General features: G+C 65.7%; 26 protein-coding genes and 1 tRNA gene. 17 read left to right on the forward strand and 10 right to left on the reverse strand.

The genetic code is table 11. The annotated features are described in order from the left end of the window. Positions 1–10: 10 nt before the first annotated feature. The 12 genes from OKW87_RS12525 to OKW87_RS12580 are packed head-to-tail and all read left to right on the forward strand — an operon-like array spanning position 11 to position 9,149. Positions 11–436 carry a hypothetical protein gene (locus OKW87_RS12525; protein ID WP_265539980.1) on the forward strand — a complete coding sequence of 142 codons (426 nt, stop codon included), beginning with the start codon at positions 11–13 and terminating at the stop codon, positions 434–436. Positions 437–472: 36 nt separating this feature from the next. Then, complete coding sequence (gene fliK, locus OKW87_RS12530; RefSeq protein WP_265539982.1) at positions 473–2,149, forward strand: flagellar hook-length control protein FliK; 1,677 nt, start codon at positions 473–475, stop codon at positions 2,147–2,149. Positions 2,150–2,166: 17 nt separating this feature from the next. After that, complete coding sequence (locus OKW87_RS12535) at positions 2,167–2,793, forward strand: flagellar basal body-associated FliL family protein (protein ID WP_265539984.1); 627 nt, start codon at positions 2,167–2,169, stop codon at positions 2,791–2,793. 3 nt (positions 2,794–2,796) lie between these two features. Further along, positions 2,797–3,741, forward strand: coding sequence for a flagellar motor switch protein FliM (locus tag OKW87_RS12540; RefSeq protein ID WP_265539986.1), 945 nt, complete (start codon positions 2,797–2,799; stop codon positions 3,739–3,741). Next, positions 3,738–4,034: a flagellar motor switch protein FliN gene (gene fliN, locus OKW87_RS12545; protein WP_265539987.1), complete on the forward strand. Its 297-nt coding sequence runs from the start codon at positions 3,738–3,740 to the stop codon at positions 4,032–4,034. Before OKW87_RS12540 ends, fliN begins: the two co-directional genes overlap by 4 nt. Next, positions 4,034–4,288, forward strand: coding sequence for a flagellar biosynthetic protein FliO (locus OKW87_RS12550; RefSeq protein WP_265539990.1), 255 nt, complete (start codon positions 4,034–4,036; stop codon positions 4,286–4,288). The genes fliN and OKW87_RS12550 overlap by 1 nt, the downstream gene beginning before the upstream one ends. Further along, positions 4,288–5,115: a flagellar type III secretion system pore protein FliP gene (fliP, locus tag OKW87_RS12555; protein ID WP_443025052.1), complete on the forward strand. Its 828-nt coding sequence runs from the start codon at positions 4,288–4,290 to the stop codon at positions 5,113–5,115. The genes OKW87_RS12550 and fliP overlap by 1 nt, the downstream gene beginning before the upstream one ends. Before the next feature lie 2 nt (positions 5,116–5,117). Next, positions 5,118–5,387: a flagellar biosynthesis protein FliQ gene (fliQ, locus tag OKW87_RS12560; protein WP_265539991.1), complete on the forward strand. Its 270-nt coding sequence runs from the start codon at positions 5,118–5,120 to the stop codon at positions 5,385–5,387. Between the two features lie 3 nt (positions 5,388–5,390). After that, positions 5,391–6,161 carry a flagellar biosynthetic protein FliR gene (gene fliR, locus OKW87_RS12565; protein ID WP_265539992.1) on the forward strand — a complete coding sequence of 257 codons (771 nt, stop codon included), beginning with the start codon at positions 5,391–5,393 and terminating at the stop codon, positions 6,159–6,161. Continuing rightward, positions 6,161–7,297: a flagellar type III secretion system protein FlhB gene (flhB, locus tag OKW87_RS12570; RefSeq protein WP_265539993.1), complete on the forward strand. Its 1,137-nt coding sequence runs from the start codon at positions 6,161–6,163 to the stop codon at positions 7,295–7,297. Before fliR ends, flhB begins: the two co-directional genes overlap by 1 nt. 42 nt (positions 7,298–7,339) lie before the next feature. Next, complete coding sequence (gene fliD / locus OKW87_RS12575; RefSeq protein WP_265539995.1) at positions 7,340–8,746, forward strand: flagellar filament capping protein FliD; 1,407 nt, start codon at positions 7,340–7,342, stop codon at positions 8,744–8,746. 4 nt (positions 8,747–8,750) lie between these two features. Continuing rightward, positions 8,751–9,149 carry a flagellar export chaperone FliS gene (locus tag OKW87_RS12580; RefSeq protein WP_265539997.1) on the forward strand — a complete coding sequence of 133 codons (399 nt, stop codon included), beginning with the start codon at positions 8,751–8,753 and terminating at the stop codon, positions 9,147–9,149. Here OKW87_RS12580 and OKW87_RS12585 read toward each other — a convergent pair. The 7 genes from OKW87_RS12585 to OKW87_RS12615 form a co-directional block, all read right to left on the reverse strand. After that, positions 9,146–9,817: a glutathione S-transferase family protein gene (locus OKW87_RS12585; protein ID WP_265540000.1), complete on the reverse strand. Its 672-nt coding sequence runs from the start codon at positions 9,815–9,817 to the stop codon at positions 9,146–9,148. The genes OKW87_RS12580 and OKW87_RS12585 overlap by 4 nt on opposite strands. 45 nt (positions 9,818–9,862) lie before the next feature. Then, positions 9,863–10,282 (reverse strand): hypothetical protein, encoded by a 420-nt coding sequence (locus OKW87_RS12590; protein ID WP_265540002.1) that lies wholly within the window; start codon positions 10,280–10,282, stop codon positions 9,863–9,865. Positions 10,283–10,345: 63 nt separating this feature from the next. Then, a complete protein-coding gene (gene gltB / locus OKW87_RS12595) occupies positions 10,346–14,830 on the reverse strand; it encodes a glutamate synthase large subunit (protein ID WP_265544110.1) in 4,485 nt (1,494 codons plus the stop codon). 87 nt (positions 14,831–14,917) lie between these two features. Further along, positions 14,918–15,598: a hypothetical protein gene (locus OKW87_RS12600; RefSeq protein ID WP_265540004.1), complete on the reverse strand. Its 681-nt coding sequence runs from the start codon at positions 15,596–15,598 to the stop codon at positions 14,918–14,920. Positions 15,599–15,610: 12 nt separating this feature from the next. Further along, the gene (locus OKW87_RS12605) at positions 15,611–17,068 is read right to left on the reverse strand and encodes an NAD(P)-dependent oxidoreductase (protein ID WP_265540006.1); all 1,458 of its coding nucleotides are present in this window, start codon (positions 17,066–17,068) and stop codon (positions 15,611–15,613) included. A gap of 142 nt (positions 17,069–17,210) precedes the next feature. Next, positions 17,211–18,011: an undecaprenyl-diphosphate phosphatase gene (locus OKW87_RS12610; protein WP_265540008.1), complete on the reverse strand. Its 801-nt coding sequence runs from the start codon at positions 18,009–18,011 to the stop codon at positions 17,211–17,213. A gap of 27 nt (positions 18,012–18,038) precedes the next feature. Further along, complete coding sequence (locus OKW87_RS12615) at positions 18,039–18,977, reverse strand: complex I NDUFA9 subunit family protein (RefSeq protein WP_265544112.1); 939 nt, start codon at positions 18,975–18,977, stop codon at positions 18,039–18,041. Between the two features lie 131 nt (positions 18,978–19,108). Here OKW87_RS12615 and OKW87_RS12620 point away from each other — a divergent pair. From OKW87_RS12620 to OKW87_RS12640, 5 genes are all read left to right on the forward strand, one after another. Further along, a tRNA-Leu gene (locus tag OKW87_RS12620) sits at positions 19,109–19,195 on the forward strand. A 1,184-nt stretch (positions 19,196–20,379) separates the two neighbouring features. Next, positions 20,380–20,802 carry a DNA/RNA non-specific endonuclease gene (locus OKW87_RS12625; protein WP_265540010.1) on the forward strand — a complete coding sequence of 141 codons (423 nt, stop codon included), beginning with the start codon at positions 20,380–20,382 and terminating at the stop codon, positions 20,800–20,802. Beyond that, positions 20,789–21,208: an immunity protein YezG family protein gene (locus tag OKW87_RS12630; RefSeq protein ID WP_265540011.1), complete on the forward strand. Its 420-nt coding sequence runs from the start codon at positions 20,789–20,791 to the stop codon at positions 21,206–21,208. Before OKW87_RS12625 ends, OKW87_RS12630 begins: the two co-directional genes overlap by 14 nt. Before the next feature lie 405 nt (positions 21,209–21,613). Continuing rightward, positions 21,614–23,128: an MFS transporter gene (locus OKW87_RS12635; RefSeq protein ID WP_265540013.1), complete on the forward strand. Its 1,515-nt coding sequence runs from the start codon at positions 21,614–21,616 to the stop codon at positions 23,126–23,128. Positions 23,129–23,158: 30 nt separating this feature from the next. Then, complete coding sequence (locus OKW87_RS12640) at positions 23,159–23,755, forward strand: cysteine hydrolase family protein (RefSeq protein ID WP_265540014.1); 597 nt, start codon at positions 23,159–23,161, stop codon at positions 23,753–23,755. Here OKW87_RS12640 and OKW87_RS12645 read toward each other — a convergent pair. Genes OKW87_RS12645 through OKW87_RS12655 form a run of 3 tightly spaced genes read right to left on the reverse strand, consistent with a single transcriptional unit; the run spans position 23,752 to position 26,569 of the window. Further along, positions 23,752–24,486, reverse strand: coding sequence for an SDR family oxidoreductase (locus OKW87_RS12645; RefSeq protein ID WP_265540016.1), 735 nt, complete (start codon positions 24,484–24,486; stop codon positions 23,752–23,754). The two genes, OKW87_RS12640 and OKW87_RS12645, sit on opposite strands and share 4 nt — an antisense overlap. Before the next feature lie 11 nt (positions 24,487–24,497). Further along, the gene (locus OKW87_RS12650; protein ID WP_265540017.1) at positions 24,498–25,517 is read right to left on the reverse strand and encodes a lactonase family protein; all 1,020 of its coding nucleotides are present in this window, start codon (positions 25,515–25,517) and stop codon (positions 24,498–24,500) included. Continuing rightward, complete coding sequence (locus OKW87_RS12655) at positions 25,517–26,569, reverse strand: zinc-dependent alcohol dehydrogenase (protein WP_265544114.1); 1,053 nt, start codon at positions 26,567–26,569, stop codon at positions 25,517–25,519. The genes OKW87_RS12650 and OKW87_RS12655 overlap by 1 nt, the downstream gene beginning before the upstream one ends. Positions 26,570–26,575 lie beyond the last annotated feature (6 nt).

Raw genomic sequence — 26,575 nt, forward strand, 5'->3', positions numbered from 1 at the left:
TTCCGCGCGAATGGCTAATCCCCGCAAGCTCGATCGGCTGTTGCGCGTGCGCACGCTCCAGCTCGATCTGATCCGCGCGGACGAAGTGCGCGCACGCCAGCGCGTCGATCAGGAGGCGGCGCTGCGCGAGCGGATCGCCGCGCTCGCCGCCAACGTCGCCCCCTCCGCGGTCGAAGGCGAAACCTTCGCCACTTCGCTGATCGCGGCGGCGCATCTGCGCGATCGACTCAACCAATCGGCACAGGCCGCCGATCGCCGCGTCGTCGTCGCTGAGGAAAGCCTCGAATCGGCGCGTGCCGCCACGCGCGAGGCGCGCCGCGATCAGAGCGCGATCGAGAAGCTCATCGTCCGCGAGGAGGCCGAGGCAGCACTCAAGATGCTGCGCTCGCTGGAGACCTTGCCCCCCGGCGGCAGAAAACGGCACGATCTTTGCTAATGGCTGAGCGAATGTTCAATTCGCCGGGGTTCGCACTTGATCCAGCTCTCGCTCCTCACCGTCACGCCTACCGCACCGGTCCGCGTAGCGCTGCCCGCAGGAGGCGGCGCCAGCAGCTTCGCCATGGCCTTGGCTTCGCTCGTACTGCCGGGCGCGGTACCGAAAGCACAAGCCGAGGCTGTCGATTCCGCCAAGATCCTTCTGCCCGGGCGGCAGCTGACTGCCGAGAGCGGCAAGGATTTGCCGGTGCCGACGCTCGACGGCGAAGCACTCGCCGAGGGGGAGGATTCGCCCAGCGAGGATAAGCGGCAGCCCGACGAGGCCGATCCGGCGCTGGCCTGGCTCCCGGCGCCGGTATCGGTCGATCCGGCGCCCGCGCCGATGCCTGCCCCGCTGGCGGCGGCGCCGCTCCCGGCAGTCGCAGTGACGGACGATCAGGTGGTCGAACTCTCCTATCTCGGCCAGACTTCGGCCAAGGTTGCAGCTTCCGCTTCCGCCGTTGCCGCACGACCGGCCGACTGCGCTGCAGCGCCAGCAGCCGATATCGCGTCCCGTCTCCAACCCGCGGCGTTGCCGCTGGCCGAACCGCCGCTGCCGCCTACCGCTGTAGCGCCGGCGACGCCGCAGATAATCGTTGCGCCCGAACACCCAACTGCGTTGCCGGTGATCGAGAGCGAGCTGGTTCCCGAGAGCAAGCCGGTCGAGCGCCTTGTATCGGCGGTCCCGTCCGCGTCGCCGTCCACCGCCGGACCCGCCGCAGCGGCGTCGTCCGAGGGGATCGCCACGCAGTCCTTGCAGGCCCTCGTCACACCCGCCGCGGCGCCGGTCGTTGCGCTGTCCCCCGCGCTCGAGCCGACGCCGACACAAGCTGCGCCGTTCGAACTGGCGGTCGAAGGTGCCGCCCAACCGAGTATCGACGTTCCCCCCGCACCAGCCTCGCCGGTCGAGGCACGGCCGCGGACCGTCGCTGCTGCCGCCGATATGATCGCTTCGTCCGCCGGACGCACGACGCCGGCCGATCCGATCCAAGCCACTGCGGCCGCAGCCGCCCCTGCTTCCGCCACGACGACCGAGCCGCGCGCGCGAACGGTCGATCGGCCGCAGCCCGCCGCGCCGTCTTTCGCATCGCGCGCACCGCAGACCATCGTCGAGCCGAGTCCGGCCGCCGCGCCGCAGATCGTTGCCGCGGAGGTTCCGCTGCCCGCGGCGCTGCGCCGTGCGTCGAACCGCGACGTCCCGCATTTCTCGCTCGCGCCCGCCGCTGCCGCCGAGTCGCCGGCCATCGCGACCGTTGCGCCCGCTGGCACCGCCCAGCAGCCCGGCATCGACATGCGCCGCCAGGAATGGACCGGCCAGATGATCGAACATATCGAGGCGCTGCGCGACGCTGCGCCGATCCGCGAAACGCGCATCCGCTTGGCGCCCGAATCGCTCGGCAACGTCGACGTTTCGATCCGCCATGAAGGCGATCGCGTCCATGTCCATTTCGCCGCAGAGGCGCCCGCCGCGCGGCAGGCGCTCGCCGACGCCCAGCCGCGCCTCGCCGAACTGGCCGAAGCCAAGGGGCTGAAGCTCGGCCAGACCAGCGTCGATGCTGGCAGCTCCGGCCAAAGCGGGGCCCGCCAGGAAGGCGAGCAGCGCCAGCCCGCCCGCCCGGCATCCGCGCGCAGCGGCATGCCGACCGACACCGACACCGATGAACGCATCGCCTGACACCTACGGAGACCATGATGGCCGATAAGACTGACGATACCCAGACCCCGGCGCCCAAGAAGAAGGGCAAGAAGAAGTTGCTGCTGTTCGTCGGCGCGCCCGTGCTGCTCGGCGGCGGGGGAGCGGCGGCCTATGGCATGCAGGCCGGCTGGTTCAGCGTGGCCGCAGCGGCCGAAACGCATTCGAACGAGCCCAAGCTGGTGCCGAAGAGCGAGCAAAAGCGCCCGGGCGCAAAGGAAGGCGAAGGCGACCATGGCGGCGCGGAAGGTGGCGCTGCCGAGGGAGGCCACGGCAAGCCGACGCCAGGCGGGGAGGGCGGCGAGAAATATGCATCCAGCTATTATCCGCTGGAAAAGGAGTTCACCTCCAACCTTCAGGATAGCGTCCACTTTATCCAGGTCGGGATCGCCGTCTCGACGCCTTATGACGAGCGCGTCCTCGAGAACATCAAGACCCATGAGATCGCGATCCGGTCGCAAGTGCTGATGGCGCTCGGCGAAACGTCAGAGGAGGAGGTCTTCTCCGCCGAGGGCAAGCGCAACATCCAGACGCGGCTGGCCAAGGCAATCAACGCGGTTTTGAAGGAAAAGGAAGGTTTTGGCGGGGTTAGTAACGTCTACTTTACCAATTTCATTGTTCAGTGAGACATGGTTAACGCCGCTTCAGAAGTTTCGGCCGATCGGCGCGAACGGGCCCGGCCCGGCGCAGAGCATGCGCCGGCCTTGGGGACGGCGGCGCTCAACCCTCTCGGCGATCTCGTCACTCTCCAGCATCTGAGCGCACGCCTCGCCAAGTCGCTGAAAGGCGTGTTCGAGGCGATGCTGCGGAATGATCTGCGCTGCTGGGCCGAGCCGCTCTCGGTTCAGCGCTTTGCCGATTACAAGGCCGAGCGCGGCCCCGGCCTCGCCGCCTGGCAGCCGCTGGTGATGGGCACTGCCAAGGCACGCGCGCAACTGGTGATCGACGCCAAGCTGGTACTCGAGATGCTCGATGCCTTTTTCGGCGGCGATGGCGACGTTCCGTCCGCGCCGCCCGCCGAATTCACGCCCGCCGCGGAGGCGCTGGTCGCCCGGCTGGGCGAGATGATCGTGGCGCCGCTCGATGCGGCCTGGGAGCCGCTCACCCGCGTTGCCTTTCGTGCGGTGACCGACGGCAATATCGCCGCGCTGCCTGATCTGGGCGGCGACGACCCGATCGTCGTCACGCGCTTCGGCATCGCGGTCGGCGAGCGCAAGCCGCTGTTCGTCGATCTTCTCTATCCGGTCGCCGCGCTCAAGCCGCACAGCGCCTCGCTCATGGTCAAGGTCCACGGCACGGCCGACGAGATCGAACCCGAATGGCGCAGCGGCCTCACCCGTGCGGTGATGAGCGTCCGCTTCCCGGTCCGCTCGGTGCTCGCCGAGCCGACGATCGGGCTCGGCCGGCTGCTCGAACTCAAGACCGGCGACGTGATTCCGATCGATTTCGGTGCCGAGGTGCCGGTGATGGTGGCCGCGCGCCGCCTGGGCACCGGGCTCGTCGGCACTGCCAACGGGCGCGCCGCGGTGCGCCTGACCAGCCTAGAACCGCTTAGTGAAGAGGACTTCCGATGAACGACATGACCGGTGGGTTTCCGGTCGACGCCGCGCTGGCAGCCAATTTCCGGCTGCTGCAGGACGTCGACGTCAAGCTGACCGTCGAGATCGGATCGACCTCGCTCTCCTTGCGCGAACTGCTCGCGCTGGGCGAGACGAGCGTGATCGAGCTCGACCGCGAGGCCAATGAGCTGCTCGACATCTTCGTAAACGGCACGCTGATCGGCCGCGGCGAAGTCGTCACCGTCGGCGAGAAGTTCGGCGTGCGGATGACCGAGCTGGTCAGCCCGGAAAAGCGGTCCGCACGCTGATGATGTGGTCCTATATCCTCAAGCTGGTGATCCTGCTGCCTTTGGTGTGCGGGCTGCTGATCGGCTGTCTCTATGCCTGGCGCAAGCTCGAGGCGCGGCTGCCCAAGAATCAGGGCACGCGGATGGTCCAGCTCAAGGAAACCATGATGCTCGCCCCCGGGCTGCGCCTCGCGGTCGTCGAGTTTGAGGGGCGCAAGCTGCTCGTCTCGGTCAGCCGGACCGGCGTTACCCTGGTGGACAAGGCAGGCATCTGATGCGCGCGATGGTATCGGCGCCGCGCACGATCGGCGGCCGGGCGGCCCTGTTCATCGGGGTGCTCGCTTTCTTCATCCTGTTCGCCTTCCCCGCGTTCGCGCAAGGGACGGCGCCGCTGCCGATGCCCGCACCCGCCGCGCCCGGTGTCGGCGACGCGGTCGATCGCGCGCTCGGCGACCTCGGCGGCGGCGATGCGCCACTCAGCCTGTCGCTCCAGGTCCTCATCATCATGGGCCTGCTCACGGTGTTGCCGGGGATCATCCTGATGATGACCAGCTTCACCCGCATCATAATCGTGCTGTCGCTGCTTCGCTCGGCGCTTGGGCTCCAGCAGACCCCGCCGAACCAGGTGCTGGTCGGCCTGTCGCTGTTCCTGAGCTTCTTCATCATGTCGCCGGTGATCACCCAGGCGAACAACACTGCCATCCAGCCTTATGCGGAAGGGCGGATCAGCGCGACGCAGATGGTCGCGGGTACCGGCAACGCGCTCCACGGCTTCATGATCAAGCAGACCCGCAACCGCGACGTGAAGATGTTTGCCGACATGGCCAAGGTGGGGCCCTTCGCGAGTCCGAACGACGTGCCCTTCTCGGTGCTGCTCCCGGCCTTTGTGACGAGCGAGCTAAAGACCGCCTTCCAGATCGGCTTCCTGATCTTTTTGCCCTTCATCGTCATCGATCTTGTTGTCGCCACCGTCCTCATGTCGCTCGGCATGATGATGATGTCGCCCACGATCATCTCGCTGCCCTTCAAGCTTTTGCTGTTCGTCCTGGTCGATGGCTGGGCGCTGACGATGGGTTCGCTTGCCTCGAGTTTCGCGAGTTAGCCATGGACGCCGATTATTTCCTGACCGTCGCCCGCGAGGCGATGTGGATCCTGGCCCTCGCCTCGGCGCCAATCCTGATCCCGGCTCTGCTGTCGGGCCTGATTCTCGGCATGGTCCAGGCGGCGACCTCGATCCAGGAACAGACGCTGACCTTCGTGCCCAAGCTGATCGTCGTGGCGGTGAGCCTGGTGATCTTCGGGAGCATGATCCTGGGGCTGCTCGGCGATTTCACGACCAGCATCTTCGAGCGCATTCCCGATCTGGTGAAATAAGCGATGATGGGCTTCGGCCTCTCGATCGAGCCGCAGCTCTGGGCGTTGCTGTTCGCGATGGTGCGGATCGGCGCGGCGTTCCTCGCGGCGCCGATCTTCAGCGCGGCGGCGGTTCCGCTACCGGCGCGAATTGCGCTGACCGGGGCGATCGGGATCCTCGTCATCAACAGCACCGCGATCACCCCCCCTGCCGAGATCTTCGCGCTCAACACCTTCCTGATGGTCGCGTCCGAAGCGCTGATCGGGCTCGCTCTGGGCTTCATCCTACAGGTCGCCTTCGCGGCGCCGATGGTGGCCAGCGAAGTGATCGGCATGTCGATGGGGCTGGGCTTCGCCAACGCGGTCGATCCGAACAGCGGCACCTCGACCCCCGCGCTCGGCCAGTTCCTGACGCTGCTGATCACCTTGCTGTTCCTCGCGGTCGACGGGCACCTCGTCCTCGTCGATCTGGTCGTGCGCAGCTACACCGCGCTGCCGCCGGGGGCGTGGCTGGCGCCCGAGCGGCTGCTCGGCATCGCCTTGTTCGGCGGCTATGTGTTCCTCGCCGGGCTGCTGCTGGCGCTTCCGGTCGGCTTCCTGCTGCTCTGCCTCAACGTCGTCGTCGGCATGCTGTCGCGCGCGGCGCCCGCGCTCAATCTGTTCGCGGTGGGCCTCCCCGCCAGCCTTGCGGTGGGCGTGGTCGCGATCCTGCTCGCGCTACCGGCGATGGGCGATTATCTTCTTATCATAATCCGCGAGGCGCTCGAGGCTGCGCCGCGGCTGGTGCTCGGCTGATGGCGGAGACTGCGGGCGAAAAGACAGAAGCACCAACCGCCAAGCGCAAGCGCAAGGCAGTAGAAGACGGCCAGCTTCTAAAATCCAAGGATTTCGGCACCGCGATCGTTATCCTGGCGGGCTGCGTCTGGATGTCGTTCCTCGGCCCGTCGCTGCTGTCCGCCTGCAAGGAAGTGATGGTCGCCAGCTTTTCCTTCGGCGTCGGCGACGTCGAGGATTTCGAGCCGTGGCGGCCGCTGGCGTCGGCCGGCTGGAAGCTGGCGCCGTCGCTCGGCGGGCTGTTCGCGCTGGCGATGGCGGCCGCGATCCTCAGCCAGGCCGGTCTCGGTTCGCTCGGGTGGAACAACAAATTGTTCGCGCCCAAGGCGTCGCGGGTCAATCCAGCGTCGGGGCTCAAGCGCATGTTCGGCGCCAATGGCTGGATCGAGCTCGGCAAGTCGCTGCTCAAGGTCACCCTGCTGGGTGCGATCGGCGCCTGGATGCTGTGGTCGCTGACCGCCAGCTCGATGGGGCTGGTCTCGGCCGATCTGCACGGTGCCGTCGGCGCGCTGGGCGGGCAGTTCATCACCCTGATGTTCGTGATGGCCACGGGCCTGCTGGTCATCGCGGGCATCGACCTGCCGATCCAGATCATCCGCCATCTGCAGCAGCTGCGTATGTCCAAGCAGGAAGTGCGCGACGAGCATAAGGAGACCGAAGGGTCGCCCGAGCTCAAGGCGCAGCAACGTGCACGCCAACGCGAGATTTTGAAGGGAGGCTATCGCAAGACCGTCGCCACCGCGCATGTCGTGCTGACCAACCCGACCCATTTCGCGGTCGCTTTGCGCTATGAATCGGGCAAGGATCAGGTGCCGGTGGTCGTCGCCAAGGGGCGTGGCCAGACCGCGCTGGCGATCCGCGAGCTTGCCGCCGAGTTCGAAGTGCCGGTGCTCGAATATCCCCAGCTCGCCCGCGCGGTCTATTATACCAGCAAGGAGAATCAGGAGGTCCGCGACGATCTCTATCTCGCGCTCGCCACCGTCCTGGCCTTCGTCTTCGGGGTTAGCCAGCGCGGCGGGGGCGGCCCGCCTGCGGTCACCGTGCCACCGACCGCGCTTTTCGACGAGAATGGGCAGAAAATCGCCACTCCGGCCTAAAGCCTGCGGCGCCGCTGCCGCTTATCGGGACAGGGGAAAAGTATGGCCATTGAATCGATCGCAAAGACGCTGGGTACGGGTTCGGGGATCGATGTCTCCGCGCTGGTCACCGGCCTTGTCGAAGCGCAGTTCGCGACCAAGAATGCGGCGCTCACCGCCAAGAGCGAAAAGCTGACGGCACAGATCAGCAAGGCCGGCGAGCTCAAAAGCACGATTTCCGATTTCTCCGCAGCCCTCGCCGCGCTCACCAACGCCGGCACGCTGTCGACTCAGCCGGCAAGCTCGAACAGCAGCATCCTGACGCTGACCCGGCTCGCCGGCGCGGACCTGACCGGGCTCAGCGCCTCGATGGAGGTTCGCCAGCTCGCCCAGGGCCAGGTCGCCAGCACCAATCCTTTCACCGGCGGGCCAACGACGAACGTGGGCACCGGAACGCTGACGCTGACCTTCGGGACGGCGACCGTATCGGGCGGCGCGATGACCGGCTTCACTGCGGGGGCCGCGGCGCCGATCTCGATCACCATCGATTCGGACCATTCGACGCTCGAAGGTACCGCCGAGGCGATCAATGCCGCCAACGCCGGCGTCACTGCCTCAATCATGACCGACAGCACCGGATCGCGGCTGGTGGTGAAGAGCGCCACGGGGGCCTCGCAGGCGTTCCAGCTGAAAGGCAGCGGCCAGCTCACCGAGCTCGACATCGGCCGCAACGAGACAGGTTCCACGATCAACGCGACCGCGCAGGATGCGATCGTCGCGATGGACGGAGTCCAGGCCAAATATCCGACGAACAGTATCTACGGCCTGATCGAGGGCGTGAAGGTCGATCTGGTCTCGGCCTCGGTCGGCACGCGGGTCTCGATCAACGCCAAGGTCCCGACTGCCGAAATCACGCAGTCTGTTACCAATTTCGTTGAGACCTATAACGAAGTCTACAAGATGGCGCGGGCCGCAATCGACGCGTTCGATGGTCCGCTGCGTGGCGATCCCGCCGCCAAGGATTTGGTCCGCCAGTTGAAGGCGCTGACCATGTCCCTATTGGTCCCCGATGCGCCGGCGGGCTCGCCGTCGCGGCTGGCGGATATCGGCGTGGCAACGGGCCGCGACGGTACGCTCACGGTCGATCCCGCGCGGCTCTCGACGGCGATGGCGTCGTTCCCACAGCAGATGGAGGCGATCTTTGCGCAGGGGGAGGGGATCACCAAGGCGCTATCGGCAATTGCCACCAAGGCGGTCGACAAGAATACCGGCCTCGGCGCCAGCGAGACGAATTACGGCAAGGCGCAGACCGCAGTCGCCGAGGACAAGGACGATATCCTCGCCGCCACCGAAAAGCTGCGCGCGCGCATGACCCAGCAGTTCGCGGCGATGGATTCGAAGGTGGCCGTGTACAAGTCGACCCAGAGCTTCCTCGAGCAGCAGATCAAGGCCTGGAATTCGGGCGATTGATGCAGTGACACGCTATTCGACTGCTCTCGCCGCAAATCCTGCGGCCACCTATCGTCAGGTCGAGCTGGCGGGCCGCACCAGCGGTGCGGATCCGCATGCGCTGATCGGACTGCTGTACGAAGAAGGCGTCTCGGCGTTGCGCGCTGCGGCCTGGGCGGCGGAGAACCGGCAGCTTGCCGTCAAGAGCGAGCGCATCGGCCGCGCCACTGCGATCCTGTTCGCGCTCGAGGCGGGGCTGGATTTCGAGAAAGGCGGCGAGGTCGCGCGGACGTTGGCGACCTTCTACCACGGCCTGCGACAGGCGGTGGTCCATGCCAGCCTCGGCAGTGATTCGGCACCCTTTCGCGAAGCCGCCGACAGTCTCGAGGAAATCGGCGGCGCCTGGGCGAGCGTTCGCTCCTAGAGGTCGAGCTTCTCGTAGTCGGCGGGCGGTGCGATGCCCTCCATCCGCTCGGCGAGCAGTGGCCGGAAGCTCGGGCGGCTCTTCATGCGAAGATACCAGCCCTTGGCTTCTTCATGTCCCTTCCAGTCGATCCCGCCCAGATAGTCGGCGATCGAGATTTGCGATGCGGCGGCGAGATCGGCGAGGCTCATCGTCGAGCCGGCCAACCAGGTGCGGTGATCGAGCAGATAGTCTATATAATCGAGGTGCGAGACCGCGGCCTTCATCGCCTCGCGCAGCGCCTTGGCATCGGGCGCAACCCGGTGGACGATCCGCTTCACCATCCGCTCGTGAAGCAGCGGCGCGGTTATATCGCCGTAGAAATGCGATTCGAACCAGATCACCAGCCGGCGGATTTCGGCCCGATCGACAGCATTGCCGTTGAGCATCGCATTCTTCTCGACCGTCTCCTCGAAAAATTCGCAGATCACCGTCGAGTCGATCAACGTCACCCCACGCTCGGTATCGACCATCACCGGCACCTGGCCGGTTGGATTGAGATCTAGAAACTCGTCGCGCCGCGCCCAGGGCGATTCGCGCACGGGCTCATAGCCGACGCCCTTCTCGCCCAGCAGAAGCCGTACCTTGCGCGAAAAGGGGCATAAGGGGAATTGATAGAGCTGCCACATGCCCGCCGTATCTACTGCCGACGCCGGGCACGTCCAGCAAATGCGTCAATAATCGTCGTCGGCGACCTGCGCCTTGATCGCTGCGGCCAGCGGCCCCAGCAGCGCCTGCAAGCGATCGGCGCCGCGCTTGAGCTCGCTCGTCATCGCCACCGCATCGCCGGCGACGATACCCGCGGTCGCCACCGCGCGGCGAGTCCGGTCGCGCAGCTCCGCCTCGAAATGCGGATTGGTGCGACGCTGCAGGTCGCGCAGCGTGTCGGTCGGTGGCATCCCGTCGATATGGCGCGTTAGCGGGGCGATCCGCGTGTCGAGGACGATATCGGCCACCGCACCGACCATCGCGGCAACGCCCTCCTGCACGATCGGCTGGTTGAGGCTCTGCACCATGTCGAGCTGGCTGCGCGACTGCGCAGCCGCGGGGGCCGCGATTGCGCAGGAAGCAGCGGCGATCAGGAAAACACGCATGCGATACTCCACGAGTCGGAGCGCCGCATATACATGATTTACAGCCACTTAGCCTAGGGCAACTTACTCCGCGGCCACCGCCTCGACCGTGTCGTCGAGCGGATAGGGCAGGCGCGTCAGCATCTCCTTGGGCACGACCTGCCAGAAGCTGCCGACCGCGCGGTCCCATTCTTCCAGGATCCCGCGCGACCATTTGCTGTCGGTCGTCGCGGCATGCTGCTCGATCAAACCGCGCAACTTGGACTCCCAATGCGCTGAAGACAGCCGCTGCCAGACAATGCTCTCTGGGTTTGCTCGCCGCTCGAAGCTGCCGTCATGGTCGTAGATGAAGGCCATCCCCCCGGTCATGCCCGCGCCGAAATTGGCGCCGACTGCACCCAGCACTACCGCCGTCCCGTTGGTCATATATTCGCAGCCGTTCGCGCCGCAGCCCTCGACCACCACTTCGGCACCCGAATTGCGCACCGCGAAGCGCTCGCCGGCCTGGCCTGCCGCGAACAATTTGCCCGAGGTTGCGCCGTAGAGGACGGTGTTGCCGATGATCGTGTTCTTCCAGCTCTCGATCGGTGAGCTGACCATCGGCCGCACGACGATCGTGCCGCCGGAAAGCCCCTTGCCGACATAATCGTTCGAATCGCCGAACACCTCGAGGGTGATGCCCTTGCACAGGAAGGCGCCGAGCGACTGCCCTGCGGAGCCGCGCAGTCGGACATGGACATGGTCGTCGTTTAGCGTCGACATGCCGAAGGTCCGCGTCACTTCGCTCGACAGCCGCGTGCCGACCGCCCGATGCGTGTTGCGCACCGAATAGGTCAGCTGCATCTTCTCGCCGCGCGAGAAGACCGCGGCGGCATCCTTGATCATCTGCGCATCGAGGCTGTCGGGCAGCTCGTTGCGGAAGGTGCTCAGGGAGAAGCGGCGGTTGGCGTCGTCGGCATCGACCTTCGCCAGCACCGGATTCAAGTCGAGATCGTCGAGATGTTCGGCGCCGCGGCTGACCTGGCGGAGCAATTCGGTGCGGCCGACGATCTCGTCGAGGCTGGTGACGCCCAGCTTCGCGAGGATCTCGCGCACTTCCTCGGCGATGAAGGTCATCAGGTTGATGACCTTCTCGGGCGTGCCGACGAACTTCTGGCGGAGCTTCTCGTCCTGCGTGCAGACGCCGACCGGACAGGTGTTCGAATGGCACTGGCGCACCATGATGCAGCCCATCGCCACCAGGCTGAGCGTGCCGATGCCATATTCCTCGGCCCCGAGGATCGCGGCGATAACGATATCACGCCCGGTCTTGAGCCCGCCGTCGGTGCGCAGCCGCACGCGCCCGCGCAGTCCGTTGAGGGTCAGCGTCTGGTTGACCTCGGAAAGCCCCATTTCCCAGGGCGTGCCGGCATATTTGACCGACGTCTGCGGGCTCGCGCCGGTGCCGCCGACATGGCCGGCGATCAGGATCACGTCGGCATGCGCCTTGGCGACCCCCGCCGCGACCGTGCCGATGCCCGCCGACGAGACCAGCTTCACGCAGACCCGCGCGCGCGGATTGATCATCTTCAAATCGTAGATGAGCTGCGCGAGGTCCTCGATCGAATAGATGTCGTGATGCGGCGGCGGGCTGATCAGCGTCACGCCTGGCGTCGCATGGCGCAGCTTGGCGATGAACTCGGTGACCTTGAAGCCGGGCAGCTGCCCGCCCTCGCCGGGCTTGGCGCCCTGGGCGACCTTGATCTCGATCTCGTCGCAAGCGTTGAGATATTCCGCCGTCACGCCGAAGCGGCCGCTGGCGATCTGCTTGATCACCGAATTGGCATTGTCGCCATTCTCATAGGGCTTGTAGCGCGCCTTATCCTCGCCGCCCTCACCCGATACGGCCTTGGCGCCGATCCGGTTCATCGCGATCGATAGCGTCTCATGCGCTTCGGGCGAAAGCGCGCCGAGCGACATGCCCGGAGTGACGAAGCGCTTGCGGATCTCGGTTATCGCCTCGACCTGGTCGATCGATACGCCCTCGGTCGGGTAGTTGAACTCCAGCAGGTCGCGCAGATAGACCGGCGGCATGTCGCGCACTCCGCGGGAGAAAGCGAGATAGCTGGAATAACTGTCGGTGCCCACCGCGGTCTGGAGCAAATGCATCAGCTGCGCCGAATAAGCATGGGTCTCGCCGCCATGGCGCTGGCGATAGAAGCCGCCGATCGGTAGGGAGGCGACCGCGCGATCGAACGCCGCCTCGTGCCGCATCATCGCGCTGAGGTGGAGCGAGGCATAGCCTTCGCCCGAAATCTTGGCGGGCATGCCGGGAAACAGGTCGTTGACCAGCGCGCGGCTGAGCCCGACCGCTTCGAAATTGTAGCCGCCGCGATAGGAGGAAATGACGGCGATGCCCATCTTCGAGAGGATCTTGAGCAGTCCTTCATCGATCGCCTTGCGGTGGCGCTTGAGGCATTCCTCCAGGCTGAGATCGCCGAACAGCCCGCGCGACTGGCGATCGGCGATCGAGGCTTCGGCGAGATAGGCGTTCACCGTGGTCGCGCCGACGCCGATCAGCACGGCATAATAATGGGTGTCGAGGCATTCGGCGCTGCGCACATTGACGCTGGCGTAGGACCGCAGGCCCCGGCGGACGAGATGGGTGTGGACCGCGGCGACGGCGAGGACGCCGGCAATCGCGACCTTGTCGGGCCCGATATGCTCGTCGGTCAGGAAGATTTCGGTGCATCCCGCGCGCACCGCCTGCTCGGCCTCGTAGCGGATTCGCGCGATCGCCGCGCGCAGGGCATCGGGGCCTTCGCCCGCCGCGAAGGTGCAGTCGATCTCGGCGCACTGACCGCCGAAATGCGCGCGCAGCCGCCCCCAGTCGGCATTGGTCAGCACCGGGCTTTCGAGCACGAGCACCCGGCTCTTGCCGCCCTCGACGTCGAGGATGTTGGCGAGATTGCCGAAGCGGGTGCGCAGGGTCATCACCTGGCGTTCGCGCAGGGAATCGATCGGCGGATTGGTGACCTGGCTGAAATTCTGGCGGAAGAACTGGCTGATCAGCCGCGGCTTGTCCGAAATGACCGCTAGCGGCGTGTCGTCGCCCATCGATCCGATCGCTTCCTTGGCGATCTCGACCATCGGCGCGAGGATCAATTCCATATCCTCGAGCGTCTGCCCGGCCGCGACCTGGCGGCGCGTGAGGTCGGCGCGGCCATAATAGTCCGGCTGATCGGGGGCCGGGGGCAGATCGTCGACGCCGATGAACTCGCCGATCATCGCGGCATAATCCGCCTCGGCGGCGATCCGGTCCTTGATCTCGCCGTCGTGGAACAGCACGCCCTTGTCGAGATCGACCGCGATCATCTCGCCCGGGCCCATCCGGCCCTTGGCGACGACGCTGGTCTCGGGGATCTGGACCATGCCGGTCTCGGAGCCGACGATGAGCAGTCCGTCCAATGTCTGGGTGTAGCGCAAGGGGCGCAGCGCGTTGCGATCGACGCCGGCGACCGCCCAGCGGCCATCGGTCATCGCCAGCGCGGCGGGGCCGTCCCACGGCTCCATCACGCTCGCCAGATATTTGTACATCGCCAGATGATCGGCCGGGGTCTCTGTGTCGGACCAGGCCTCGGGCACCAGCATCAGTTTCGCGGTCGGAGCGTCGCGGCCCGAGCGGCAGATCGCCTCGAACACCGCGTCGAGCGCGGCGGTATCGGAAGCGCCCGCGGGGATCACCGGCTTGATGTCCTCCGAATGCTCGCCGAACGCCAGGCTCGCCATCTTGATCTCGTGGCTGAGCATCCAGTTCTTGTTGCCCCGAATCGTGTTGATCTCGCCATTGTGCGCGAGGCAGCGGAACGGCTGCGCGAGCCACCATTGCGGGAAGGTGTTGGTCGAATAGCGCTGGTGGAAGATCGCAACGCGGCTGGTGAAGCGCTCGTCGTTGAGGTCGGGATAGAAATCCGACAGCGATTCGGCGAGGAACAGACCCTTGTAGATGATCGAGCGGCAGCTGAGCGAGCAGATGTAGAAGCCCTGCACCTGCGCCGCGATCACGCGCTTCTCGATCCGCCTGCGCACCAGATAGAGATTCTTCTCGAACTCAGCGGCGTCCACTGCGTCGGGGAGGGGCCCGGCGATCATGATCTGCTCGATCTCGGGGCGAGTCGCTTGTGCCTTCATCCCGATCACCGAGACGTCGACCGGCACCTGGCGCCAGCCATAGATGGTGTAGCCTGCCTCGATGATCTCGCTCTCGACGATCGTCCGGCACGCTTCCTGCGCGCCCAGATCGGTGCGCGGCAGGAAGATCATGCCCACGCCAAGCCGGTTCGGTCGCACGCGGTGCCCGCCTGCGGAAATGGCATCGTCGAAGAAGCGTACCGGCAAGTCGATATGGATGCCGGCGCCGTCGCCGGTCTTGCCATCGGCATCGACCGCGCCGCGATGCCAGACGGCCTTCAGCGCATCGATCGCCGACTGGACCACGCGCCGCGACGGCTGGCCATCGGTGGCGGCGACCAGGCCGACCCCGCAGGCATCCCCCTCATAGTCGGGACGATACATGCCTTCGCGCGCCATGCGCTCACGTTCGGTCTCAGGAATCACCGGGCTTTTCCTTCATTAACGGCGTAGGCGCGGCTCCGCACAGGTTTCTCACGCGCACGATCAACCCGTCCGGCGTTTCAGATAGGCGGCGGCCGCCTCGGCGGCGAGCGCGCGCATCCGGGCGTCGCTGTCGGCCACGAGCTTCTTCGCCCAGGCTTCGCTGGTGGCCGCGATCTTCGGGTTCACGGCCTGCATCTTCTGCGCGGCGCTGCTCGCGCCAAACGCCATCAGCGCAGGATAATCCTCCGCCGTCAGATTGGACATCACCGCGGTCATCGCCGCCTGTCTCGCTTCGTCCGGGCTCTGGCCGGGCTTGTCGGACATCGACGCATAGACCTGCTCCTTGAGCTTCTGGCCGACGGGGCTCTGGAAGAAGGTCAGCGTGTCGGCGATCTCGACTGCACTCATCTCGGTCCGCACGACCTGGCTCAGCTGGCTGCGTAGCGCGGGGAGCTGGCGCTGCATGATCTTCAGGAACTCGCCGCGTAGCTGGGCAACGACATGCGCCTTCAATCCCGGATTGGCGGCATAGGTCGCCTTGATCGCAGGGTCGGCGGCGATCTCTTGCTCGACGCCATGATCGAAGGCCCGCGCGCCCAGTCGCGCCATCGCGCTGTCGCTGGCGAGCTGCGCCACCAGCGCGTCGGCGTCAGTCCTGGCGTCGACGATTGCCGGCACGCGCGCCTGCGCCGGGGCGTGGAGGGCGGTGCCCACAGCAAGGGCGATCAGCAGATGCTTCATGGCGAGCGGCTCCTAAGCGGCCTGCGCTGCGGAAAGCCCGCGACTGCGCATCCACGCGTGCATATGCGCCGCCACGTCGCGACCGTCGCGGATCGCCCAGACCACCAGGCTTGCGCCGCGGACGATATCGCCCGCCGCGAACACGCCGTCGAGGCTCGTCATCATGCTCTTGCCGTCGGTGCGCAGCGTGCCCCAGCGCGTGACGCCCAGCGCCTCCGCGCCGAACATCTTCGGCAGGTCCTCGGCCTCGAAGCCCAACGCCTTGATCACCAGATCGGCCTCGAGCTGGAAGGCGCCGCCTGGATCGAGCTCGGGGGTGCGGCGGCCGCTGGCATCGGGCGCGCCGAGCCGCATGCGGGTGGCGCGCACGCCGCTGACCTTGTCGCTGCCCCCATGATGTTTGGCGTCAAATGCCTCGGGGGCGGAGAGCCAGACGAACTCGACGCCTTCCTCCTCGGCATTCGCCACCTCGCGCTGCGAGCCCGGCATGTTGGCGCGATCGCGGCGATACAGGCATTTGACCGAGGCCGCGCCCTGGCGGACCGCGGTGCGCACGCAATCCATCGCCGTATCGCCGCCGCCGATCACCACGACATGCTTGCCCGTCGCGTCGAGCGTGCCGTCGTCGAAGGCGGGGACGGCGTCGCCGAAGCCCTTGCGGTTGGACGCGGTCAGATAGTCGAGCGCCTCGACCACGCCCGCGGCGCCCACGCCCGGCGCCTTGATCCCGCGCGCCTTGTAGACGCCCGTCGCGATCAGCAGCGTGTCGTGGCGCGCACGCAATTCGTCGAGCGTCGCGTCGCGGCCGACTTCGAATTCCATGTGGAAGACGATGCCCGCCGCCTCGAGCCGCTCGACACGGCGCATCACGACATATTTCTCGAGCTTGAATCCCGGAATGCCATAGGTCAGCAGCCCGCCGGCGCGATCGTGGCGGTCATAGACATGGACGTCATAGCCCATCTCGCGGAGATATTCGGCCGCCGAGAGCCCCGCCGGCCCCGCGCCGATCACCCCGACCGACTGGCCGCGCGCAGGCCCCACCTGCACCGGCTCGACCCAGCCTTCGTCCCACGCCTTGTCGGTGATGAACTTCTCGACCGAGCCGATCGTGACCGCGCCATGGCCCGAGAATTCGATGACGCAATTGCCTTCGCACAAGCGGTCCTGCGGGCAGATGCGGCCGCAAATCTCGGGCATGGTCGAGGTCGCGTTGGACAGTTCGTAGGCTTCGCGCAGCCGCCCCTCGGCGGTCAGCCGCAACCAATCGGGGATATGGTTGTGGAGCGGGCAATGCACCGAACAATAAGGCACGCCGCATTGCGAGCAGCGCCCGGCCTGATGCTCGGCTTCGGGCACGGCATAGCGGTCCGCGATCTCGCGGAAATCCTCCGCGCGCATTTCGGCGGGTCGCTTGCCGGGATAGGATTGTCCAAGCTCGACGAACTTTAGCATCGCATTCTCTGCCATGCCGGATCGCATAGACTCGAAGGCAGGCGGAGTCACGCAAAAATCGATCGTTAGGTCACTGATGCTGACCTATAACGTTTCTTAGTTAGCGAACCGGCGGGCTGATCCGGGTTTCTTCCAAATCATTATGACCGATCCGGGCCTAACGAAGATATAGCCAGAATAGCGCCGCGGTGCCGGCAATGATTCGATACCAGGCGAAGGGCGCGAAGCCGTGGCGCGTGACGACGGCGAGGAAGGCCTTCACCACCGCCAGCGCCACCACGAAGGCGACAACGAAGCCGATCGCGATCAGCCCCATGCTGTCGGCCGTCACCGCGTCGCGATTCTTGTAAAGCTGGAGCGCGGTCGCGCCCGTCAGGGTCGGCAACGCCAGGAAGAAGCTGAAATCGGCGGCGGTGCGCCGATCGACCCCCAATGCCATCGCGCCCATGATCGTTGCGCCCGAGCGGCTGACCCCGGGCACCATCGCCAGGCACTGCACGAGCCCGATCTTGACCGACTGGCTGAACGACACGCCGGCGATTCCCAGCACATTCTCGGTTTTCGCCAGCCGCTCGACGATCAGGATGGCAACCCCGCCCACGATCAGCGCCCAGGCAACGACGATCGCATTTTCCAGCAGCGCGTCGATCTGGTCGCCGAGCAGCAGCCCGAGGATGACCGCGGGAAAGAAAGCGATCAGCAGGTTGCGCACGAAGGCGATCGCCTGCGGCTCGCGCCGCAGCAATCCGCGCCATACCGCAACGAAGGTCCGCCAATAGAGCACGACGATCGCCAGGATCGCGCCGGGCTGGATGGCGATGTTGAATACCGCCCATTGCGCGGCATCATATCCCAACAGCTCGCTGGCCAGGATCAGATGCCCGGTCGACGAGACCGGCAGGAATTCGGTGATCCCTTCGACGATGCCGAGCAGGATCGCGACAAAGATTTCGCTCATTTCGAATCCATGCCCCGGTCCGCGCTGCTACGCCGCATTGCCGGGCCGCCCGAAGCGACCCTGGCGACGGAATCGTATCAGCCATGCCGGCGCCACGCTGGCAAGCGGGGTGGGCACGATCCCCAATGCAGCAAAGCCCTCCGCGCCCGCGCTGACGACATTGTCCTTCTGGAGCATGCGCCACTGGTCCTGGGTGATCGGCGCGCCAGGAAGGGCGCCGAGCGAGGCGATCATCGCGCCGACTGCGTCCGGGATCTCCAGGAAACGCGCCTCGCGGCCGATCGTCCTGGCGATCCAGCGGAACAGTTCGGCCATGCTGACGATATCCGGCCCGCCCAGTTCGTAAACATGCCCGCCATGCCGATCCGGCTCGGCCAACGCCGCCACCACCGCCGCGGCGACATCGGCGACATAAGCCGGCTGGAACCGCGCCTCGCCGCGCAGCACCGGCACCAGCGGCGCCGCCGCGATCAGCCCGGCAAAGCGATTGACGAACATGTCCTCGCGCCCGAACAGCGTCGAAGGACGGAGCACCGTAGCGTTCGGGTAGGCCTGGAGCAGCGCAGTTTCGCCCTCGCCTTTGGTCCGCCCATAGGTGGAAGGCGACGCAGGATCGGCGCCGAGCGCAGAGATATGGACCAGCGCCTCGACTCCCGCCGTACGCGCCGCGGTCGCGACGTTGCGCGCGCCCTCTACATGCACCGCGCGCATGGTCGGGCCGAACGTGCCGGTCAGGTTCACCGCCATGTCGGCGCCGGCAAGGGCACGGACCAGTGTTTCGGGCATCCTGACGTCGGCCGCAACGAATTGGGATTGGCCGAGGCCGCCCTGGGTTTTGAGGAACCAGGCGTCGCGCGGCCGCGGCTGCGCGATTCGGACCCGCGCGCCCGCAGCGAACAGCTCCTGCGCGACATAACGGCCCAGAAAACCGCCGCCGCCGATCAGCGTTACCAATTTGTCCTTCATCGCCGTCTCAACCTCTCCGAACGCGCCGCTCCCCATGCCGCGCACGCGCGCAAACGGCAAGCGCGGCCAGCCACCGACAAGTCCGTTGACAAGCAAGCCACCCCTCCCCTAGAGCCGCCCGCCTACCCCGTGCCCGGATGGCGGAATTGGTAGACGCACCAGCTTCAGGTGCTGGCGCTCGCAAGGGCGTGGAGGTTCGAGTCCTCTTCCGGGCACCATTCTCAGGAGCGCATAGAAAAGCGTGTTTTCCTGCGACATCATAGCGGACTCTCTGAGACCGGAGCCGATCGATCGGTAGCTTGGCGCCAATCGCGGTCGCGCTGTTGGATCGTCTGTGGAAAGTGCGTAGTTCACGTTGAGCCGCTGGGTCACCGGCGTTTGCTGGCGTGGCTGGTAGCCATTGGTGTGGCGCTCGGAAATTATCGCCAGCCATAGAGAGAAGTGTCCAACTTCAGTTGCGTGACAGAAATTGTCATCGATTTGAGTGCCCATCGCCGTCCCCGGTGGGTCCCGATCTTCAGGTAGCAGTGTTGCCAGGCGCTCTTGCGGACCCGCTTGGTAAGCTATGCTGGAAGCAATTATACTTGACTTGTAGGGAAATGTTCCTCAAATGTTCTCACCGCAATGAAGATGCGGGGCCAATCAATGGACATTCATGGGGAGCAGCGACGGCGGGCTTTTTCCGTTTGGCTGCGCACGGGCCGACGACCGAGGCCTGGCGATGGTCGCAAACTCGAATTGAAGTTCAATCCGTGGCACGATCCGGACGACGGACGATTCACGTTTAGGGGGGCGGGTCGATATTACGGTGCTGGCGGAGCGAGCAGGGCCGATGGCCGGGGACAACGCACTCCGAAGATCAGCTATGCCGCAGACCCTCGTCTGCCTCCTATCTCGACGAGGGAGCAGGTGGAGGCCTGGAGGACGGAGGAGTTAGCCAGAAATGGGCATAGACCGGGGTTCCGGGAAGCCATTGAGGAGCAGTACCGGCGCTATCTCCAGGAACTTGATCTACAGACCCGCCCCCGGCCGGGTGCTTTCGGCATTCCCGAACGCTCCGATCGTCCGGCCGACCCGGTTGCCGGACAAAGCAATAGCTCGTTGGGTCAAGATGGCGTCGGCGTCGGCGGCGGCGGCGGTGGGGGGAGTTTTGGCGGTGGCGGTGCAAGTGGTAGCTGGGAGGCGCCCGAGCAGCAAACCGGGTACACGGGGCGGGTTCAGCGGGGGCGGGGGCAGTTCCCGCGGTGGAGGTGCGAGCGGTTCCTGGGACGGACCGGCGCATCCTGACTATTCTGCGGCCACGCCTTCAGCCGGGCCGGAGCTTCAAGGCCATGCAGGCGGATCGGCGAAAGCCCCCGATGGGCGAGTTGCCCGTAGCGCGAGCGAACCGCGTCACATCATCGTGCGCAACGGCTACACCTATGAAATTGATGCGCGCGGTAGGACGAGACGCGTGTCGGGCCTGCTGTCGGATACCGATACGCCAGCCCGTTCATCTACGACCCAGGCGAAAGCAGGCGGTGAAGACCGGCGGATCAGCGACGATGGCGGGCACTATATCGCAGCGCGCTTCGACGGCCCTACGGATGCCTTCAATCACTTCGCCCAGGATGCCAATTTCAACCGCGGCCGCTATCGTGTGCTCGAGGATGAGTGGGCGAAAGCCAAGCGAGCGGGCAAGGAGGTGACTGCGACGATCGTGCCGCATTGCCGTGAAGGGGCATTAAGGCCGTTTGAGATCGACGTCAGCTTCACGGTCAACGGTCAGAAGAGGAGCATCAAAATGCCCAATGAGCGAACGGAGAAACGCCGTGGCAAACGATGAAACCGAGCAACTGCTCGCTAAGATCAGTCACTTGCTGGCAAGAGATTCAGAGTATCCGCTCGACGGGACACTGCTCTATGCAGAAATCGACCAGAACTTTGTTGCGCCCGCGATATTCAAGAATCTTGCGGACCAGATCCTGTATCGCGACCCGGACCTCAGGGAGCTGGGTGATACCCTGCTCGACCTCTGGGAAGCGCAGGACACCGATGATCGGTGGGAAGAGATCGAATATGTCGTGCGCGATGGAAAATTCGATGTCGCTTTCACCTATCCTGACGAAATCGACCGCGAGGAAGATCGGTTTGAGCGGCGCGACCGGGTGGTTCAGCGCCATTTCGGTATCAAGCCAATTGTATATCCTTCCCTATCCGATGAAAGTGAAGTGCCTCGGTATGAATTGTAGCGCGAAATCATCGCCTATGACGCAAGATTAAAATACTCCAATGATCGGAGTGCCCATCTTTGTCCTCTTCCGGGCACCATTTGTTCTTTTCAGGACATCCCAAAACCATCGACAAAACCGCCGGAACCGGCGCTGAAGTCATTCTGGCGCGCATGGAGCAAGCGCGAAACTTGGGGTGGCTGGCGGTCACCGAGCCCTTCGAACCCGCGCAATCTGCGTCAGGCAGTTCGGACACCGCTCCAGACGAGTCACGCCGCAACGGGGCACGCTAGCACGTAAAAGGCGGACGGACTGCCCGAGGGCGGATCTCCGCGCTGGGCATGGCTGTGCATGCATCGTCACTCCCGCGCATCCGAACTGGTTTCGCGGAGTTAACCCCTTCGACGGTATGCTGCGGAGCACGAAATGGCGCTCGATCCCCAAGGGGTGATCACTGACGAAGAGCGCGAGAGGGGCCTGCGCCGGCTGGTCATCGAAGCCGCCTATTCGAGCGGCGCGGTGGCGCTCACCAGCGGGGTGATCCTCACTGCATTCGCGCTCCATCTAGGCGCGTCGAACTTGATGATCGGCATTCTCGCCAGCGCGCCTTTCCTCACGCAGCTGCTGCAAGTCCCGGCGATCCTGATCGTCGAGCGCACGCGTGCGCGCAAGCGCATCGCCGTCCTCACCAGCATTTTCGGGCGCCTGATGCTGCTGGTGATGGCGGCGACTGCCTTCGCGACGGGGACCGTGCCGTTGCTCGTCTTCCTGGCCGCGCAATATGTTTTGTGCGGCCTAAGCGCGGTGGGAGGCTGCGCGTGGAATGCCTGGATTCGTGATCTTGCGCCCGAGGACCGGTTGGGGCGCGTATTCGCGCGGCGCACGGCCTGGACTGCGGGCGTAGGCCTCGTCGGGGGTCTCGCGGCAGCGCTGATCCTCGATCAGACCGCCGACGGGTCAACAGCGCGCAGCTTTGCTTTTGCCGGCATGTTCGTGGTCGGTTGCGTCACCGGGCTGATCAGCGCCCGCATCGTGAGCCTGATGCCCGAACCGCAGATGCCGCCAGCGGGCGAACGCGTCGATCTCGCCGGCCTGCTGCGCGCGCCTTTCGCGGATCGCAACTTCGCGCGGCTGATGGGGTTCGTTGCGAGCTGGCAGTTCGCGGTCAACCTTGCCACCCCGTTCTTCACGGTCTTCATCGTCGAGCAGTTGCGGTTCGACGTCAGCGTGGTGATGGTGCTGAGCGCGGTCAGCCAGCTTGCCAACCTTCTCGCGCTGCGCACCTGGGGGCAACTGAGCGACCGCTTCTCGAACAAGTCGGTGATGCTGGTCTGCGCGCCGGCCTATATTCTGTGCATCGTCGCGATGATCGGCGCTTCGCAGTTCGAGGAGCGCGCGCTTGTTCTCACCTGGTTGGTCGTGCTCCATGCCTTGATGGGCGCATCGGTGGCGGGCGTGACGCTGAGTTCGACCAACATCGCACTCAAGCTCTCGCCGCGGGGCTCGGCTACGGCCTATGTCGCGGCCAACGCGCTGGCGACCGCGCTCGCGGCCGGCATCGCCCCGATTCTCGGCGGGCTTCTCGCGGACTTCTTCAGCAACCGGCATCTCGAATTGCTGATCCGCTGGACCAGCCCCAACGGCATCTGGTCCTTCCCCTTGCAGCTGACGCACTGGGACTTCTACTTCCTGATGGCGGGCATCCTCGGCCTCTATGCCATCCACCGCCTGTCGCTGGTGCGCGAAGAGGGCGAGATCGACCGTGCCGAGATGGTCGGCGAAGTGCTGGCGCTGACCAGGCGCGCGATCCGCAACGTGTCGAGCGTTGCCGGCCTGCGCGCGGCGACCGACTTGCCGGTCTCGTTGCTGCGCGATGCGCGGGTCCGGTTCAGGCACGCCCGGGCGCAGGGTCGCGAGGCGAAGCGCAGCGGCGAACCTTGAACCTGTGCCTCGCGGGTGCGTTTGCCCTGCATGGCCAAAGATGATCCAAAGACCGCGACCGCACCCCCTCGCGATCAGCCCGGCGGCAAGACAGCGCTGCTGATCATCGATATGATCAACACCTTCGACTTTCCGGAAGGCGAACAACTCATGAATGGCGCGTCGCGCGCCGCCGAAGCGATTCTCGAGCTGCGCCGCCAGGCCGCGCAAGCGGGTTTGCCGGTGATCTACGTCAACGACAATTTCGGCGTATGGCACTCGGAGAAATCGCTGCTCGTGGAGCGCGCGCGGGAGCGGCTGGTTCGGCCGGAGCTGGCGCCGACCGACGAGGATTATTTCGTCATCAAGCCGCAATTCTCGGGCTTCTATTCGACCAATCTGCCGGTACTGCTGCCCAAGCTGGGAGTGAACCGACTGGTGCTGACCGGCGTAGCCACGGATATCTGCATATTGTTCACAGCAGCGGACGCGCACATGCGCGACTATGCCTTGTGGATCCCCGAAGACGCCGTTGCCGCCGAGACTGCAGAGGGCAGCGCATCGGCGTTGGCGATCATGCGATCCTCGATGGGCGCCGAGACGGCGCCGGTCGGCGAGCTCAGCCTGGCGACCTGGAGCAACGGCTAGACGATCTTCTGGACCAGCGGCTCGATCCGCAGCGTCACCACGTCGACTCCCGGCCCGCGCGTCGCGGCGAACAGGATCGCCTCGGCGACTTCGGCGGGCGGGAGCATCCTATACGCCTGCACCTCCCGCGCGCGCTCGTCGGCCGAATAGGGCTGCATCGCCGATCCGATCGCCCCGGGCTCGATCAAAGTGAGGCGGATGCTCTCGGGGATCAGTTCCTTGCGCAGCGTCTCGGCGAAGGAGGCGACGCCGCCCTTCGCGGCATTGTAGACGCTCTCGCCGACTGCCTTGATATGGACGCTGATCGAGCCGACCAGGATGATCATCCCGTCCTTGGTCTCTTGGGCCTTGATGCGATCGATCGCACCCTTGGTGCAGGCGACGTAGCTCACGAGATTGCTCTCGATCACATAGCGCCAGTCGGCATCGTCCATCTCCATCAGCGGCCCCGAGCCGACACCGGCACTGGCGACGAGGATGTCGAGCCCGCCCAGCCAGCTATCGACGCGCTCGAACATCCGCTCGATTCCTGCCGAGCCGGAGAGGTCGGCCACGACCGATTCGATGTCGCCGCCGGTCGCCAGCCCCTCCACCACGTCGCGCAGTTCGAGCTCGCCGCGATCGGCGATGAGCACGCGCGCGCCGGCTGCCAACATCCGTTCGGCCACCGCCCGGCCGACGCCGCCGGCACCGCCGGTGATCAATACGCGCTTTCCGGCGAGGTTCGACATGGGCGAGTCCTTTATCGTTGCGCGAACAGGAATACCGGCGCGGGGACCGCGACCTCGGCGCTTTTTGCCAGCGTCCCGTCGGGCTCGATTTCGAAGACGGTGACGCTGTTTCCTTCCTCGTTGGCGACCAGCATCCGGCGCCGTTCGTCGAGCAACAGGAAGAAGCGCGGCGACGCCCCTTCCGAAGGGATATGCTCGAGCAGCGAAACGCGCCCGGCGGCGTCCAGCGCGAAGGTCGCGATGCTGTCATGGCCGCGATTGGTGACATAGATTCGGTCACCCGCGGCGTTGATGCCGATGTGGCCGCCGAGGCTCTTTCCGCCAAATCCCGAGGGCAAGGTCGATACCGACTGACGCGCCGAAAGCGCGCCCTCGCCGACATCGAACATCGTCAGCGTGCTCGCCAATTCACTGACCAGGAAAGCAATCGGCCGATGCGGGTGGAAGACCAGGTGGCGCGGCCCCGAGCCCGCGGCCGCAGCGAATGCGACGCGCGGCGCGTCCGCCAGTCCGTGCGCGCCGTCGAATGCAAAGGCGAGCACCTGATCGGTGCCAAGATCGGTCTGGTACAGCCATCGCCCGTCGGGACTGAAGATCACACAATGCGCGTGCGGGCCCTCCTGTCGATCGGCAACCGGTCCATGCCCCTGGTTGGTGCGCAGGGCTACGGGATCGCCCGGCAGGCCACTCTCGGAGTCCAATCGGAACAGCGCCATGCTCCCGGAGCCGTAATTGGCGACGGCCAGCCATGCCTCGTCCGCGCTCAATGCAACGTAGCACGGTAGCGCTCCCTGCGTGGGCAAGCGCGCGAGGGGCTGCCACTCGATTCCCACGCGGCGAAGCACGCGAAGCACCCCTTCGTCGCGCTCATCAACCAGATAATTTAGATCGTAGCGCCGCGAATAGGCGCCGAACGAGGCGTTGGGCGCAAAGCCATATGCCTCGCCGAGCGACCAACTCCCGTTGCCGTATGGCAACCGGTACAAGCCCGCGCCGCCGGCATCGGTGTAGGTGCCGACATGCAGCTCCATCAGATCGTAATCGCCACGAAGGTCGTGGCCGTCTCCTTCTTCTTCGCCGCCGTCTCGAATGCCTCGTTGATCTGATCGATGCCGAAGCTATGCGTGATCAGCTTCTTTGCATTGAGCGTCCCCTTCGAGAGCAGTTCGAGCGCCATGCCCTGCTCCGCGTCGAGCCCGTGGAAGGCGAAGCTCGCGCTCGGGATCAGCGTGATTTCAGACATCTGGATGCGCTGCCATTCGAGCGCCATGTTGAGCACGCCCTTATCGAAACCCCCGACGATCACGACCTTGCCGCCGCGGCGCGCCATGCCGGTGGCCTGGGGCAGGGTGGTCGCCATCTGCTCGCCGCCGCAACACTCGAAGGCGATATCGACGCCGCGCCCGCCGGTGAACGCTTTTGCCGCCGCGATCGGGTCCTCGCGGCCGCTGTTGAGCACTACGTCGGCGCCGAGCTCCTTGGCGAGCGCCAGCGCGCTATCGACGACATCGGTGATCAGCACGTCTGCGCCGCTGGCCTTGGCGAGCATCAATTGCCCGAGCCCGATCGGGCCTGCGCCGATGATCGCGACCTTGTCGTTGATCGACAGCGCCGATCGGTGCTGGGCGTGGAGGCACACCGAGAAGGTGTCGATCAGCGCCGCTTCCTCGAAGCTGACATGATCGGGCAGTTTGTAGAATTTCTGCGCCGGCCCGATGACGAACTCGCCATAGGCGCGCGATACGCATCTGGTGCGCACTTCGTAGAGATTGGGGCAGAGATTATATTGCTGGACCCGACACCATTCGCATTCGCCGTCCCCCATCACGCTCTCGATGACGACGCGGTCGCCCGGGGCGACATTGGTGACCGCCGCGCCGACCTCGACGACTTCGCCGGCCAGTTCGTGCCCGGTGATATGATGCTCGAGTTCGGGCTCGTGCTTGCCCCAGTGGCGCAGGTCGGTGCCGCAAATACCGGCAACTCGGACCCGTGCCAGGACCCAATCTGGGTGCGGTATCTCGGGCCGCGGGACTTCGCGGATCTCGAAGCGGCCATCGGCGGTTTTGAGTGCGGCTTTCATGGTCGT

The organism is Sphingomonas sp. M1-B02 (assembly GCF_026167525.1).
Classification (GTDB): domain Bacteria; phylum Pseudomonadota; class Alphaproteobacteria; order Sphingomonadales; family Sphingomonadaceae; genus Sphingomonas.